The organism is Flavobacterium sp. ACN6 (genome assembly GCF_002304005.1).
Taxonomy (GTDB): domain Bacteria; phylum Bacteroidota; class Bacteroidia; order Flavobacteriales; family Flavobacteriaceae; genus Flavobacterium.
The window spans coordinates 73,454-88,232 of record NZ_MRCQ01000004.1; the positions used below are offsets into that span (position 1 = coordinate 73,454).

The window sequence follows — 14,779 nt, forward strand, 5'->3', positions numbered from 1 at the left end:
TTGATTTTTTTACTTCTTTTTATTGTATTCTCCTATTAAAGAATAATACCCAAATGTTCCTAATCCCATGACAATAAGCGGTGTTAATATAAAGAGAATAATTACGCCAAATACTAAATCGTCTTGCTGGTCTGAAAGTAGTTTTGGGAGACCAAATTCAAATACACAGAAATAAGCTGCTGCAGCTGCTAAAGCAATCCATAAAGCCCCTAAAACTTGTTTAATCGCATTCATTTTTTTAAATTTTAAAGGTGAGTAGTTTTGTTTTTGTTGTCAATATAAATCATTCCAATTACAAAGCAGATTCCTGCAATAACAATAGGATACCACAAACCGTCCAGGTAATAATCTGGTTTGCCGGCTGTTTTGGCGTGAGTTACAAAATAAGTAGAAATAGCAGGAAGTAATCCTCCAAAGATACCGTTCCCTACATGGTAAGGAAGTGACATCGAAGTATATCTGATTTTAGTTGGAAACATTTCGACTAAAAATGCGGCAATTGGACCATAAACCATTGTTACAAAGAGTACCTGAATAAAAACTAATAAAATTAATGTCCATTTATCGCTTGAATTAATTGTGATCGAAATGCTGGTTTGCACATCCTTTTTTTCTATGTACGTTTTTTTCTCAAAAACGGTTGTGCCGTCGGTGTATTTTTTCTGTGTCATAACGATAGAAGTTCCATCCGCTCTTACCTCTTTCGTTTCTTTTGGATTTTCTACAATTTCCGTTTTTTGGCTGATGTCTGTTGTGTTGTACATCGTCTTATAAATAGGTCTATAAGACAATATAGCGATCAGCATTCCAAACATCATAATATATTTACGTCCGATTTTATCGCTCAGCCATCCAAAAATAATAAAAAAAGGTGTTCCAATTAAAAGTGCAATACCTAATAATTCATCAACTTGTGAAGAGTCAATATTCATAACTGTCTTCATGAAACTCATGGCATAAAATTGTCCCGTGTACCAAACAACGCCTTGCCCCATTGTAGCTCCAAATAATGCAAGTAAAACAAATTTCATGTTATACCTGTTGCCAAAACTTTCCTTTAACGGATTTGTGCTCGTAGTTCCTTCTTTTTTAGCTTTTGCAAAAACAGGAGACTCATCCATATTTTTTCGAATAAGATAGGAAACGCCCACCATTGCGATCGAAACCCAAAAAGGAACGCGCCATCCCCATAAATCAAAAGCTTCTGGAGATAGGATATTTTTAGTTGCGAGAATAACCATTAAAGAAATAAAAAGCCCCACAGTTGCAGTAGTTTGAATCCAAGAAGTCCAATAACCTTTTTGGCCGGCAGGAGCGTGTTCTGCTACATAAGTTGCTGCGCCGCCGTATTCTCCGCCAAGAGCAAGTCCTTGAAGCAAACGTAAAATGAGAACTAATAAAGGAGCAAGAAAACCAATTGTTTCATAACTCGGAATACATCCAATTAAAAAAGTAGAACCGCCCATTAATAATAAAGTAGCCATGAAAGTATATTTCCGACCAATAATATCTCCAAGCCTCCCAAAGAACAAAGCGCCAAAGGGGCGAACTACAAATCCGGCGGCAAAAGTGGCAAGAGTTGATAAAAATGCCGCAGTCGGATTATCACTGGGAAAGAATTTAGTCGAAATAACGACAGCCAGACTGCCAAAAATATAGAAATCATACCATTCAATCATGGTGCCCATAGAAGAGGCTGAAATTACTTTCCAAATGCCCTTAGTAGAAGTTTCGCTCATAAAACTGCTTTGAGATCTTGTTAATAAATGAAAGTTAAAAATATAGTTTTACGAATATAGAAGATATTTTTTTATTCACTTAATACTTTTTTAACAAAAACTATTAATTTGTTGACTTATGAGATTTAACCGCAAAATACATATAGAAAAAACGTCAAGGTATTCTGAACTCATGGAGAAACATATCCAACGGTTTTAACCGTAGGGGAGTTATATGAATTTCAGGATGTAAATTGTTTTTCCTCTGGATCGCAGAAGTGGAAAATATATTCTAGTAAAATTTAACCGCAAAATACACAAACAAAAAACGTAAAGGTAATCTGAACTCATGTAGAAACATAGCCAACGGTTTTAACCGTAGGGGAGTTATATGTTTTTAATTTATATCCCCGCGGTTGAAACCGCGGGCTATATGAATTTCAGGATGTAATTTATTTTTACTCTGGATCGTAGAAACGGCAAAAAAAGAAAAAACGCAAAGGTCCGCAAAGTTTAAATCTAAACTTTGCGGACCTTTGCGTAAATCTTAGTGCACTATGCGGTTAAGAACAAAAAGCATAAAAAACAAAAAAACCACTCTGTTGAGTGGGTTTTGGTGGTACCTCCAGTCCCGAGGCTTCGGGAGAACCAGGTACACATTATGATTTTCTTTTATTGAGAATATCTTTAAGAATTGATGGATCAGCTATTATTTTATTATTAAAAATTTTGCTTTTCATTCTCTTAATAAATTTTTCAAGATATAGGGCTTCGTCCCTATCGTTACAAATAAAAGATAAAACTACTTCCCAGTCATTAGCAATTTTGGTAAAAGAATTGGTGTAAAAGTGATCTCTATGTTTTGAAATTCTTTCAGTGATATCACTTGTTTCCCCTATGTAGAATTTTTCAGAAGATTTTGAATACAGGATATATAAATAATGCATTTGTAAAAAAACATGTTTAAAACAAAAAACCCACTCTGTTGAGTGGGTTTTGGTGGTACCTCCAGTCCCGAGGCTTCGGGAGAACCAGGTACACATTATGATTTTCTTTTAATTTTGGTAAAAGAATTGGTGTAAAAGTGATCTCTATGTTTTGAAATTCTTTCAGTGATATCACTTGTTTCCCCTATGTAGAATTTTTCAGAAGATTTTGAATACAGGATATATAAATAATGCATTTGTAAAAAAACATGTTTAAAACAAAAAACCCACTCTGTTGAGTGGGTTTTGGTGGTACCTCCAGGGATCGAACCAGGGACACATGGATTTTCAGTCCATTGCTCTACCATCTGAGCTAAGGTACCGTATTGTGCTCATTGCGGGTGCAAAGATAGAATCATTTTCCGTTTATCCAAAACATTTAAGAAAAAAAATCAATTCGTATCTTCGCAAAAACAAAAAAGCAAAATGGTTTTAACTGTTGATATTGGAAACACTCGAATTAAAGCATCTGTCTTTGAGGGAAATACTTCTCTGGAGAATTTTATTTTTGAGAAAAATGAGCTCGAAGAAAAAATTAAAAAAATTTTAAAAAAATACCCAAACTGCTCTGATTTGGTTGTTGCATCAGTCGGAAGCGTCGAAAAACAATCCTTTTTGACGTTCGAAAAACAATTAAAAATTCATTTTTTTACGCACGAAGATATTTTTCCGTTCACCAATAAATATGCAACACCAAAAACTTTAGGGATAGACCGTATGATTTTGGCCGCTGGAGCAGCATTGCAATTTCCTAAAAAAAACAGATTAGTTATTGATGCGGGAACTTGCATAACCTACGATTTTATCGACGAAAATGATAATTATCTGGGCGGCGCTATATCTCCAGGTCTTCGGCTGCGATATGAATCACTGCATAATTTTACGGCCAGACTGCCGTTACTTACATTAGAAGCACCTGAAACATATATAGGAAACTCAACACAACAAGCCATACATTCTGGTGTTGTCAATGGTTTCGTCTATGAGATTGACGGTTTTATCGATGAATATCGAAAAGAGTTTTCAAATTTTATCATAATTTTAACGGGCGGCGATGCAGATTTTTTGGCTAAACGATTAAAAAATACCATATTTGCCAATTCAAATTTCCTTCTAGAAAGTTTGAACCAAACATATCAATATAAAATCGACAATGATTAAAAAAGTATTAATAAGCGCTTGTTTGCTTATATCGTTCGTTTCATTTGCTCAGCAAGGTACTGCTTCACCTTATTCTTTTTTCGGAATAGGAGATGTGAGATTCAAGGGAACTCTTGAAAATAGATCTATGGCCGGGGTTGCAGTGGAGCAAGATACGATTCATTTAAATTTAGAAAATCCTGCAAGTTATGCCAGCTTAATACAAACCACTTTTACAGTTGGAGGAACTTTTGCAACTTCTAATTTAAAAACAAGTACACAATCTGAAAAAGCACAGCGCAGTACTTTTGATTATTTAGCATTAGGAATTCCGATGGGGAAATTTGGGGCTTCGTTTGGATTAATACCAGTAACTTCAGTAGGTTATAAAATTCTTACCGATAATTCTGCAACAGAAGGAGCGACAAGTTCACAGCTTGATGGAAAAGGCGGTATAAATAAAGTTTATTTCGGACTTGGATATAAAATAATGCGCAACTGGAATATTGGAGTTGACGCACAGTATAATTTTGGAAAAATTACAACTACAACAGTTGAAGCTATAACAGGAGTTCAGAATGGTACGGCAGAAGTAAACGCTTCAGAGCTATCAGGTATGGCTTTTAGTTTTGGAACAATGTACCAGAAAAAAGTCTACAAAAAAATTAGTATGTTTTCTAGTTTAAGCTATACTTTTGCAAGTAATTTAAACTCAGATAATACGAGAACGATTTCTGTTCAAGGTGACCCAGATTCTTATGTTCTTCCTGTAAATTCACAAACCTTAAAACTTCCTAACAAATTAAGTATTGGTTTAGGAATTGGTGAGGCTAGAAAATGGCTTGTGGGAGCAAATATGACATTCCAAGGAGACGGCCAATTGGCAAATTATTATAATGCTGCTGAGAATGTTAGTTATGAAAAATATTCAAAATATGCTCTTGGAGGATATTATCTTCCTAATTATAACTCATTTACAAGTTACTTGAGCAGAATTACCTATAGAGCAGGTTTGAAATATGAAAAAATTGGATTGATTGTAAACAATGAATCTATCAAAGATGTTGGAGTAACATTAGGAGCAGGAATTCCTATTCCGCAGTCTTTATCAAACTTAAATTTCGGAATCGAATTTGGTAAACGCGGTACGGTTTCTTCTAATTTGGTACAAGAAAACTACGTGAATTTTAGTTTAAGTTTCTCTTTCAACGACAAATGGTTTGTGAAGAGTAAATTCCAATAAACATAATATTTTATCTTTTCTAAGCTCATTACAATTTATTACATTTGGCAAATGAATTTACCAAAGAGATATAGTCTAATAGTTGTCACAGTTTTTGCTGTGACGCTGTTTTTTGGTTGCGAAAGTAATTTTAAAGACGTTCAAAAAATTAACTTCTCAGAATTTGTTCCTGCAAGTGATAATGATACAATTAATATAAAGTATACAGATTCTGGACGCATTTCGGGCATTTTAATAAGTCGTAAAATGCTTGATTATTCTAATCTTGATTTTCCTTTTACAGAATTTCCTAAAGGAATAGATGTTACCTTATACGATAAAAAGCAAAAGAGAACTTTTATAAGAGGGAATTATGCCGTTTCGTATAAAAATACCGGAATTATTGATTTGATTGGAAAAGTAAAAATCACTTCAGAAGCAGGGCAGGTTTTGGAAACAGAACAATTGTATTTCGACCAGAAAAATGAATGGTTTTATACCGAAAGAAAATTTAAACTTACCGATGCAAAAGGGGTTTCCAACGGTCAGGGAATAGATTTTAGTAAAGATTTTAAAGTGATTAATTCACAGCGAATAAGCGGTGAAATTGAATCCGATGAAGAATAAAACAAAATTATGGGTTATTTAAAATATACACAATTCATCTATATCGCATTTGCACTTTTTTTTGCTTATGATGGTATCGTAAAACTAAACGAAGGTGACGAAAGCTATCCTTTCTACTTTGTAATCGCAGGAATGGCTATTTTTATGTTTTTCTTTAGAAGAAGATTTCTTAACAAATACGATAACCGTAACAAAAAACAATAAAAATGGAAATTAGTATTATAATAATATGTTTAATACTAGCAGCCTTTTTCTCTGGAATGGAAATCGCGTTTATTTCCTCCAACAAAATTTATCTCGAAATAGAAAAGAAGCAAGACGATTTCTTGTCTCGCATCTTAACTAAACTCACCGAAAATCCGTCCAAATTTATTGCTGCTATGCTTATTGGTAACAATGTAGCTTTGGTTGTTTACGGATTTTTTATGGGCGATCTGATTTTGAATTGGATGGCACATTTTGGTTTTGTTTTTTCAACTTGGTGGAATATACTGATTCAGACTCTTCTGGCGACATTTGTCGTTTTATTGACTTCAGAGTTTTTTCCAAAAGTATTTTTTCAGATTTATGCCAATTCCTTAATTAAGATTCTCGCTCTTCCGGCCTATTTGTTCTACAGATTATTTTACTACATCTCCACTTTCTTTATTTGGATTGCAGATTTTGTATTGAGTAAATTCCTTAAAACCGAAGGAAGTCAAATACAATTATTTAGCAGAATTGAACTCGGAAATTACATTACAGAACAGATGAGTACGGTTGAAGAAGATGAAGAAGTAGATTCTGAAATTCAGATTTTTCAAAATGCATTAGAATTTTCAGGTGTAAAAGCTCGTGATATAATGACGCCTCGAACCGAAATTGTAGATGTGGATTTGTTTGATACCGTTGATGATCTGAAAGCGATGTTTATCGAAACGGGATATTCTAAAATCATTATAAGTCAGAATTCCTTAGACGACATTGTGGGTTATGTGCACTCGTTTGATTTGTTTAAGAAGCCGTCGACCATAAAATCGGTTTTAATGACAGTTGAATTTGTTCCTGAAACCATTTTGATAAAAGATGTGCTGACTGTGCTGATTAAAAAGCGTAAAAATATTGCAGTCGTTTTAGATGAATATGGAGGCACGGCGGGAATTATTACTATTGAAGATATAGTTGAAGAACTTTTTGGCGAAATTGAAGATGAACATGATTTAGATGAAGAATTAATCGAAGAACAAATTGGAGAAGGTAAATATTTGTTTTCAACGCGTTTGGATGTTGAGTATTTAAATGAAACGTACAAATTAATGATTCCAGAAGAAGACTCTTATGGAACATTAGGAGGATTTATTGTCAATCATACAAAAGAAATCCCACAAAAAGGAGACAAAATTGTAATAGATAAGTATCATTTTTTTATAAAAGAGGCTTCAAATAAGAAGATCGAACTAGTCAAATTGACAATTAAAGATTGATTTTTTAAATTATTAAAAAAAAATGTGTAAAATAAAACGCTAGTTGTATTGTTATTAACTAGATAATTGTATTTTCGCAAACTGAATATAAAATTAACGATAATAAAATGGCAGTTTTAGCAAAAATTAGACAGCGTTCCGCTTTATTGATAGGAGTTATTGCACTTGCATTATTTGCATTTATAATACAAGATCTATTTACAAGAGGAACATTTGGTCAAAGTTCAAAAGATGTAGGAAGCATCGATGGAAAAGATATTTCATTTGAAGACTTTAGAGTTAAAGTTAGTAATGTTGAAAAAAGTGGGCAGGGTATTACTTCCACTGAAGCTGCAAACAGAGTTTGGGATCAAGAAGTTTCAATCGCTTTATTGTCATCTCAATTTGATAAATTAGGATTAAGAGTAGGTGAAAAACACTTATTAGAGGTTTTAAAATCAGATCCAAATATTGGTAAAAATCCAATGTTTTTAAATGCAGCAGGAATTTTTGACGTAGTTAAGTTTAAAGATTACTTCAAATCAAATCCTGAAGCAGCACAATACATCGCTCAAAAAGAGAAAGATGCTGAATTGAATGCAAAATTTCAAATCTATAGTACTTTAATTAAGTCAGGACTTTACACAACTGCTAGTGAAGGAAAATTAAAGTATGAAATGGAAGCTAATAAAGTAAGTTTTGCTTACGCGGCAGCACCTTATTCTTCTATTAAAGACAGTGAAGTAAAAATTTCTGATTCAGAAATTGTTGACTATATGAAGAAAAACGAGAAGAAATTCAAAGCAGATGCTACTCGTGAAATTCAATATGTTTTAGTTGAAGATAAAGCTTCTAAAGAAGATGAAGCTGAAATAAAAACTAAGTTAAATGCATTATTGTCTGGAAGTGTTGTTTACAACGCTAAAACAAACAAAAACGATACATTGCCAGGATTTAGAAACGCAGCTAACATTGCTGAATTTGTAAATTCAAATTCTGATGTTCCTTACGATTCTACTTATGTTCCTAAAAATGCTTTACCAGCTGTTGATGCTGATAAATTATTCAGCTTACCTGCTGGAGCAATTTACGGACCATATGTTTATGGAAGATATTATGCAATTTCTAAATCTTTAGGATTTAAAGCTGGAGTTAACGCAAAAGCTAGTCATATCTTAATTGCATACGATGGTTCTCAAACTCCATCGGCAAAAGAAAAAAGAACAAAAGAAGAAGCTAAAGCTAAAGCTGAAGAAATTTTAGCACAAGTTCAAGCTAATCCAGATAGTTTCATGATGTTGGCTTTTACAAGTTCTGATGATTCATCTGCACAACAAGGTGGTGATTTAGGATATTTTGGTCCAAACCAAATGGTAAAACCATTTAATGATTTTGTATTCAATAACGGAATTGGTAAAGTTGGTTTAGTAGAAACTCCTTTTGGATTTCACATTATCAAAATTACAGATAAACAAGACGGTATTCGTTTAGCTACAATCGCTCAGAAAATTGAGCCTTCTGAAACTACTTCTGATAAAGTATTTACTTTAGCAACTAAATTCGAAATGGATGCAGCTGATAAAGATTTCAATGCTGCAGCAAAAGAATTAGGTTTAAAAGTGGCTCAGCCAGTTGATGCTAAAGCTATGGATGAAGCATTTGGACCATTAGGAAACCAACGTAACATTGTAAGATGGGCTTTTGATAAAGAAACAAGCAAAGGAGATGTTAAGCGTTTTGAAATTGCAAACATCGGACACGTGATCGCACAATATAAAGGTGAAAACAAATCAGGTTTAGTTTCTGTTACAATGGCAAGACCATACGTTGAGCCAATCTTGAAGAACAAGAAAAAAGCTGAAATCTTAAAGAAAAAGATGGAAGGTTCTAGTCTTGAAGCTATTGCTAAAGCTGCTGGAGTTGCTGTTCAACAAGCGGCAGATGTAACTTTAGATAATCCAGTTTTACCTGGTGGAGTTGGGCAAGAGCCAAGAGTTGTAGGTAATGCATTTGCTTTAGCTGCAAACAAAATCTCTACACCTATTGAAGGAAACACTGGAGTTTATGTTGTAAAAAACATTAAAACAGTAAAAGCTCCTGCAATTGCTAATCATGCTGAATATGTTGAGAAAGTAAAATCTCAAAGCGCAAATGATGCAAGCAGATTATTACCAGCATTGAAAAATAATGCTAAAATTGAAGATAACAGATTACAATTCAATTACTAAATAGCAGTAATTAAAATTATAAAAACCCGAAACGTCATTTGATGTTTCGGGTTTTCTTTATTATTTAAAATCCTACAATTTAATTTGTAATAATTTTTAACTAATTTTCTTATATTATATGGGAATAATCGAAATTTAATTTAAAATATTTGCGGTATTCAAATTATTGCAGTTAATTTGTCCGATTTTTAATTTTAACATATTTTTTTGTTTTCAGTATGTTGAAATAAAGACAATTAAAATCCCAGAAACAAATACTTTAATAATCAAACATTTAATGTTTTTTACTTTTAATTTTTTTAGAAAGAAGCCAAGAGTATATACCAAAATTGAAAGTCACATTTTTGGAATTATTACTGAGCTTTTAAAAGTTAGCAGCACCGACATCAATGTAGATGAATTGGGTGGAAAATATTATTTAAGTAACGATGAACAGCATTTTAAAGTTACCATCTTAAGTAACGATTATGTGATACGATTAACTAATACACATGATTCTGTAGCTGAAAAATACGATAAGATTTTTGTTGAAGATGTTTTAAAAGCAGTAAAAGAAGAAAAACATCGCAGAATGGAACTTGTTTATGATTCTATAACGAACAGCATTGAAAAAATGGCTGAGCGTCTGCATAATAGACTAATAGAATCGAATGAACAAGAAAACCAATCTGTTCGACGTTTAGAAACTAAACATGTCAAAAACAAGAAAGTAAATTACTAATTACTTAGAATCATTTTTTCGTAGGTAAAGATCGTTTCATATCCTTTATTTAAGAAATACTCTTTTGGATTTTCTTTAGAAACAACCATTACAAAATCACCTCCCCAAGCGCCTAGACTTTTAATTACGCCATCAAAATCGGGAAAAATGGCTTCTTTTACCGTCTGCATTTCTAATATATTGCTTAAGTGAATTTCGTGACGCTGCACTGCTAAAGCAAATTCTTTTAGAGTTTTGGCATGAAGAATATCGTGGGTAATTTTATTGTTTTTGGCTACGCTTGCTGCTAAATGGTGGTTTTTGTTATTGTTGTAAGCGTATATTGCTGATTTACTATTTTGTTTTTTATTCAAATAAACAAAATAGATATGGTCTGTAAAATCAGGATTAAACTCAACGGGTTCAACAAAATTATCTTTAACACGATACAAAACTGGTGTGTCATTTTGTGCGCAGGCAATGTCGTAGCCGCTTCCTCCAAAACTATTGTTTAGTAAAGTAAATGCATTAACATCAGCCCACTGAGCAATATTATTTATAAGTGTTGAAGAAGTTCCTAATCCCCAATTTCTTGGAAACGACAATTCTGTTTTTATTTTGAAACCGTTTGACTCATCGATAAATTTTGGATTTAAAACATAAGCTTCGTGTAAAATATCAATTAAAGTCGATTTAATGTTTTCGACCTTTACTTCGGGATTGGTAATAATTTCTTCAAATGAAATCGTTTCTTCAAACCACACGTGTTTGTTGTAGTCGTAACTTTTCCATTCTATTTCTTTGTCTTCGCCATCTTCAATTACTAAACTTTGTCCAAATCGTGTAGGTAACGCAAAAGCATCTGCTCCGTCTAAAACCAGATATTCTCCGGCGATAAAAAGTTTTCCGTTACTGTAAAATGTTTTTTTCATGCGTTATTTTTTAGCCCCGATAGCAGTGGAAATCCTTTTGCTTTTTTTCTTTAAAAAAGGAAAAGATTGTAACGAATAGCGGGAATAGCTCCAAATTATTTTCTTAAGTTTTCAATAAATTCTACCACAGCACTGTGAGTAACTGCTGTTTTTTTAAAGTGTATTTTGATTAAATGACGTTCTTCTTCGGTAGCTTCAAATTGATTGATGATATTATTTAAGTGCATTTTCATGTGGCCTTCCTGGATTCCGGTAGTGGTAAGGGAGCGCAGCGCAGCAAAATTTTGTGCTAAACCGGCAACGGCAACAATTTCCATTAATTCCTGTGCGGAAGGTTTTTCCAGAATGTCTAAACACAATTTTACTAAAGGATGTAAAGAAGTTAAGCCGCCAACGGTTCCTAGGGCAAGAGGTATTTCAAGCCAGAAAGTAAAAATATTGTTTTCGATTTTTGCGTGGGACAAACTTGCATATTGCCCGTTTTTAGAAGCGTACGCATGCACGCCAGCTTCTACAGCTCTAAAGTCATTTCCTGTTGCAAGCACTACGGCATCGACACCGTTCATTATACCTTTATTATGTGTTACGGCTCTAAAAGGTTCAACTTCGGCGATTTGTACTGCCTGCACAAAACGTTCTGCAAATTCTTTTGGATCGTTAATATGCTTTTCGGTTAACTCTTCAATTGGGCAGGAAACTTCTGCTCGAACGAGACAATTTGGAACATAATTAGACAAAATACTCATTATGACTTCTAGTGATTCATCATTCTCGCATAAGTCATTATTTTTAGCTTCCTCTTTTAAAGTAGATGCAAACTGTTCTAAACAAGAATTTATAAAATTTGCTCCCATGCTGTCTTTCGTTTCAAAAGTAGCGTGAAGCTGATAATAATTTTCGAGTAAGCTTCTTTTGTCTTTTAGTTTAATATCTAAAATACCGCCGCCACGCTGCTGCATGTTTTTGGTAATGCTTTGAGTTTCTGAGAAAAATTTAGGTTTTATTAGTTCGAAAAAGTTTTTTAGTTTTTCTGCATCACCATTATAAGTAAAATGAACCTGGCCAATTTTTTCGGTATTAATAATCGTGGTTTTAAATCCGCCTCGGGTAGACCAATATTTTGCCGCTTTAGAAGCTGCTGCAACCACAGAACTCTCTTCAATAGCCATTGGTATGGTTTTGTATTTTCCGTTGATTAAAAAGTTCGGAGCGACTCCAAGTGGGATATAAAGGTTTGTAATGGTGTTTTCGATAAATTCATCATGCAGCTGCTGAAGCTTTTCATCTGTATTCCAGTAATTTCTTATAATATTTTGCGCCTCTTCAGGGTTCGAAAAATATTCATTTGCAATCCAGTTTATTTTTTCTTTTTTGGATAATTTAGAAAATCCAGCAACAGCGTTGTTCATTCTCAGTATATTAAATAATAATGTTGCGGCAAATATACCATTTTAAGAGATTTGATTAAAATGTATTTTAAAGTTGGAAAGCACGCAATCGTTATTTTTTTTAACATTTAACACTTAATATGTGTATTATGTTTATTTTTTTTACTAAAATTGGGCTCTTTTTTATATTTAAATTAATTGTAATGAGTACAAGTAAAATTACTGTAATACTTTTATTTCTAGTTGCGACCGTTTTTGGCCAACAAAAAATCACTATCGAAAATATTTATGGCGGAACATTCCGAGCAAAAGGAATGGATGAGCTTCAATCGCTAAAAAATACGGACCAATATACTGTATTGAATGTTGATAGAACAAACAGAAGCATGCAGATTGATTTATATGATTTTGCAACTTTAAAAAAAGTATCTAATTTAATTGATACTAAAAATCATAAAGAACTAGCGCAAGGAATTGATAGTTATATTTTTGATGCATCAGAAAAAAAGATTTTAATTGCTTGTAACACTAATCAGATTTTCCGTCACTCTTTTACTGCGGATTATTTCTTATACGATATTACTTCAAAATCTTTGTCTAAACTTTTTGATTTTCAAATTCAAGAGCCGACTTTTTCTCCTGATGGTTCAAAAATTGCTTACGCTAGAGAAAACAACTTATATGTATACGATGTAGCTTCTAAAAAATCTACTGCAATTACTACAGATGGTAAAAAGAATGCTGTAATTAATGGTATTACGGACTGGGTTTATGAGGAGGAATTTGCTTTTGTCCGCGCTTTTGACTGGAGCAAAGACAGTAAAAAAGTAGCTTATATTCGTTTTGACGAAAGCCAGGTTCCTGAGTTTTCAATGTCAATGTTCCATAAAGATTTATATCCTACAGTTGAAACTTTTAAATATCCTAAAGCTGGAGAAAAAAACTCAGTAGTTTCATTACATATATATGATGTAGCTGCTGCTGCAACAAAAAAAGTAGATTTAGGAAAATACAATGATTTTTATATTGCAAGACTGCAATGGACAAACGATGCAAATGTGCTTTCTGCACAAGTTTTAAACCGTCACCAAGATAATCTGGATTTATTATTTGTTGATGGAAATACTGCTGTTGCAAAAGTGGTTTTGAATGAAAAAGACAAAGCGTATGTTGATGTAACAGATAATTTAACGTTCTTAAAAGATAATAGTTTCATCTGGACAAGCGAAAAAGATGGTTTTAATCATATTTATTTATATGACAAAACTGGAAAACTTAAAACTCAAGTTACAAAAGGAAATTGGGAAGTAACGTCATACTACGGTTTTGACGAAAAAACTAAAACTATTTTCTATCAATCTACAGAAAATGGTTCGATCAATAGAGATCTTTACAGAATTGGATTAGACGGAAAAAATAAATTACGTTTATCTAAAAAAACAGGAACAAGTGCTGCAACTTTCAGTCCGAACTTCCAATATTTTATCACTACTTTCTCAAGTAATTTAGTACCTACGACTTACACTTTAAATGAGTCTAAAACAGGAAAAGAAATTCAGGTTATAGAAAACAATCAAGCGCTTGCTGATAAATTGAAAGAGTATAACTTGCCTGCTAAAGAATTTATCGTTTTAAAAACTGCAAAAGGAAACGAATTAAACGCTTGGATTTTAAAACCAAAAGATTTTGATCCTTCAAAAAAATACCCAGTTTTCATGTACCAATATTCTGGTCCAGGATCACAGCAGGTAAATAATGATTGGAATAATTCTGATGATTATTGGTTCTTATCGCTTACGCAGCAAGGTTATATTGTAGCTTGTGTTGACGGAAGAGGAACTGGTTTTAAAGGAGCAGAATTTAAAAAAGTTACTCAAAAAGAATTAGGAAAATATGAAGTAGAAGATCAAATTGATGCTGCTAAAGTACTTGGATCTTATTCTTATGTTGATCCTTCTAGAATTGGTATTTTTGGATGGAGCTATGGTGGTTTTATGGCTTCTAATTGTATCTTCCAAGGAAATGATGTTTTCAAAATGGCAATCGCGGTTGCTCCGGTAACGAACTGGAGATTTTATGACAGCGTTTATACAGAAAGATATATGCAGACGCCACAAGAAAATGCAAGAGGATACGATCAAAATTCACCAATTAATCACGTAGATAAATTAAAAGGTAAATTTTTATTGATTCACGGTTCTGGTGACGATAATGTTCATGTTCAGAACTCTATGCAGATGATGGAAGCTTTAATTCAGGCTAACAAACAGTTTGAATCTCAAATTTATCCAGATAAAAATCACGGTATTTACGGAGGAAAAACAAGAATTCAGCTTTATAATAAAATGACAAATTTTATTAAAGAGAACTTATAATCTAAATCTTTAAACTTTTTA

14 protein-coding genes and 1 tRNA gene are annotated in these 14,779 nt (G+C 32.9%); 8 read left to right on the forward strand and 7 right to left on the reverse strand.

From position 1 onward, the window contains the following. Positions 1-9: 9 nt before the first annotated feature. From BSF42_RS07695 to BSF42_RS07715, 5 genes are all read right to left on the reverse strand, one after another. On the reverse strand, positions 10-234 hold the full coding sequence (locus tag BSF42_RS07695) for a DUF6814 family protein (protein WP_057115955.1): 225 nt from the start codon (positions 232-234) through the stop codon (positions 10-12). Positions 235-245: 11 nt separating this feature from the next. Then, positions 246-1,739 (reverse strand): MFS transporter, encoded by a 1,494-nt coding sequence (locus tag BSF42_RS07700; RefSeq protein WP_095952514.1) that lies wholly within the window; start codon positions 1,737-1,739, stop codon positions 246-248. A 638-nt stretch (positions 1,740-2,377) separates the two neighbouring features. Further along, positions 2,378-2,665, reverse strand: coding sequence for a GIY-YIG nuclease family protein (locus tag BSF42_RS07705; protein WP_095952727.1), 288 nt, complete (start codon positions 2,663-2,665; stop codon positions 2,378-2,380). Positions 2,666-2,760: 95 nt separating this feature from the next. Continuing rightward, positions 2,761-2,901, reverse strand: a complete 141-nt coding sequence (locus BSF42_RS22840) for a GIY-YIG nuclease family protein (RefSeq protein ID WP_095952515.1) — start codon at positions 2,899-2,901, stop codon at positions 2,761-2,763. 50 nt (positions 2,902-2,951) lie between these two features. Continuing rightward, positions 2,952-3,027 (reverse strand) — tRNA-Phe (locus BSF42_RS07715). Positions 3,028-3,130: 103 nt separating this feature from the next. On the opposite strand from BSF42_RS07715, the gene BSF42_RS07720 reads away from it, so the two are divergent. The 7 genes from BSF42_RS07720 (at position 3,131) to BSF42_RS07750 (ending at position 10,084) form a co-directional block, all read left to right on the forward strand. Beyond that, entirely contained in the window at positions 3,131-3,865 is a 735-nt protein-coding gene (locus BSF42_RS07720) for a type III pantothenate kinase (RefSeq protein WP_095952516.1), read from the forward strand. After that, positions 3,858-5,087: a hypothetical protein gene (locus BSF42_RS07725; RefSeq protein WP_095952517.1), complete on the forward strand. Its 1,230-nt coding sequence runs from the start codon at positions 3,858-3,860 to the stop codon at positions 5,085-5,087. The genes BSF42_RS07720 and BSF42_RS07725 overlap by 8 nt, the downstream gene beginning before the upstream one ends. A 51-nt stretch (positions 5,088-5,138) precedes the next feature. Next, on the forward strand, positions 5,139-5,693 hold the full coding sequence (gene lptC, locus BSF42_RS07730; RefSeq protein WP_095952518.1) for an LPS export ABC transporter periplasmic protein LptC: 555 nt from the start codon (positions 5,139-5,141) through the stop codon (positions 5,691-5,693). 9 nt (positions 5,694-5,702) lie between these two features. Beyond that, positions 5,703-5,897 carry a hypothetical protein gene (locus BSF42_RS07735; protein WP_095952519.1) on the forward strand — a complete coding sequence of 65 codons (195 nt, stop codon included), beginning with the start codon at positions 5,703-5,705 and terminating at the stop codon, positions 5,895-5,897. 2 nt (positions 5,898-5,899) lie between these two features. Then, the gene (locus BSF42_RS07740; protein WP_095952520.1) at positions 5,900-7,156 is read left to right on the forward strand and encodes a hemolysin family protein; all 1,257 of its coding nucleotides are present in this window, start codon (positions 5,900-5,902) and stop codon (positions 7,154-7,156) included. Positions 7,157-7,263: 107 nt separating this feature from the next. Beyond that, the gene (locus tag BSF42_RS07745) at positions 7,264-9,363 is read left to right on the forward strand and encodes a peptidylprolyl isomerase (protein WP_095952521.1); all 2,100 of its coding nucleotides are present in this window, start codon (positions 7,264-7,266) and stop codon (positions 9,361-9,363) included. Between the two features lie 277 nt (positions 9,364-9,640). Beyond that, entirely contained in the window at positions 9,641-10,084 is a 444-nt protein-coding gene (locus BSF42_RS07750; protein ID WP_095952728.1) for a hypothetical protein, read from the forward strand. Here the strand turns inward: BSF42_RS07750 and BSF42_RS07755 are convergent. Further along, the gene (locus BSF42_RS07755; protein WP_095952522.1) at positions 10,081-10,995 is read right to left on the reverse strand and encodes a GYDIA family GHMP kinase; all 915 of its coding nucleotides are present in this window, start codon (positions 10,993-10,995) and stop codon (positions 10,081-10,083) included. The genes BSF42_RS07750 and BSF42_RS07755 overlap by 4 nt on opposite strands. Positions 10,996-11,090: 95 nt before the next feature. Then, positions 11,091-12,404, reverse strand: a complete 1,314-nt coding sequence (locus BSF42_RS07760; protein ID WP_095952523.1) for a hydroxymethylglutaryl-CoA reductase, degradative — start codon at positions 12,402-12,404, stop codon at positions 11,091-11,093. A 182-nt stretch (positions 12,405-12,586) separates the two neighbouring features. Between BSF42_RS07760 and BSF42_RS07765 the strand changes: the two genes are divergently transcribed. Then, positions 12,587-14,758: a S9 family peptidase gene (locus tag BSF42_RS07765; RefSeq protein WP_095952729.1), complete on the forward strand. Its 2,172-nt coding sequence runs from the start codon at positions 12,587-12,589 to the stop codon at positions 14,756-14,758. Positions 14,759-14,779: the final 21 nt, after the last annotated feature.

Excerpts from the sequence above, each read along its gene's own strand:
- BSF42_RS07740 (WP_095952520.1), top strand. The coding sequence starts at position 5,900 with ATGGAAATTAGTATTATAATAATATGTTTAATACTAGCAGCCTTTTTC.
- BSF42_RS07750 (WP_095952728.1), top strand. The coding sequence starts at position 9,641 with ATGTTTTTTACTTTTAATTTTTTTAGAAAGAAGCCAAGAGTATATACC.
- BSF42_RS07755 (WP_095952522.1), bottom strand. The coding sequence starts at position 10,995 with ATGAAAAAAACATTTTACAGTAACGGAAAACTTTTTATCGCCGGAGAA.
- BSF42_RS07720 (WP_095952516.1), top strand. The coding sequence starts at position 3,131 with ATGGTTTTAACTGTTGATATTGGAAACACTCGAATTAAAGCATCTGTC.
- BSF42_RS07735 (WP_095952519.1), top strand. The coding sequence starts at position 5,703 with ATGGGTTATTTAAAATATACACAATTCATCTATATCGCATTTGCACTT.
- BSF42_RS22840 (WP_095952515.1), bottom strand. The coding sequence starts at position 2,901 with ATGCATTATTTATATATCCTGTATTCAAAATCTTCTGAAAAATTCTAC.
- BSF42_RS07745 (WP_095952521.1), top strand. The coding sequence starts at position 7,264 with ATGGCAGTTTTAGCAAAAATTAGACAGCGTTCCGCTTTATTGATAGGA.
- BSF42_RS07765 (WP_095952729.1), top strand. The coding sequence starts at position 12,587 with ATGAGTACAAGTAAAATTACTGTAATACTTTTATTTCTAGTTGCGACC.
- BSF42_RS07705 (WP_095952727.1), bottom strand. The coding sequence starts at position 2,665 with ATGCATTATTTATATATCCTGTATTCAAAATCTTCTGAAAAATTCTAC.
- BSF42_RS07695 (WP_057115955.1), bottom strand. The coding sequence starts at position 234 with ATGAATGCGATTAAACAAGTTTTAGGGGCTTTATGGATTGCTTTAGCA.
- BSF42_RS07725 (WP_095952517.1), top strand. The coding sequence starts at position 3,858 with ATGATTAAAAAAGTATTAATAAGCGCTTGTTTGCTTATATCGTTCGTT.
- BSF42_RS07760 (WP_095952523.1), bottom strand. The coding sequence starts at position 12,404 with ATGAACAACGCTGTTGCTGGATTTTCTAAATTATCCAAAAAAGAAAAA.
- BSF42_RS07700 (WP_095952514.1), bottom strand. The coding sequence starts at position 1,739 with ATGAGCGAAACTTCTACTAAGGGCATTTGGAAAGTAATTTCAGCCTCT.
- lptC (WP_095952518.1), top strand. The coding sequence starts at position 5,139 with ATGAATTTACCAAAGAGATATAGTCTAATAGTTGTCACAGTTTTTGCT.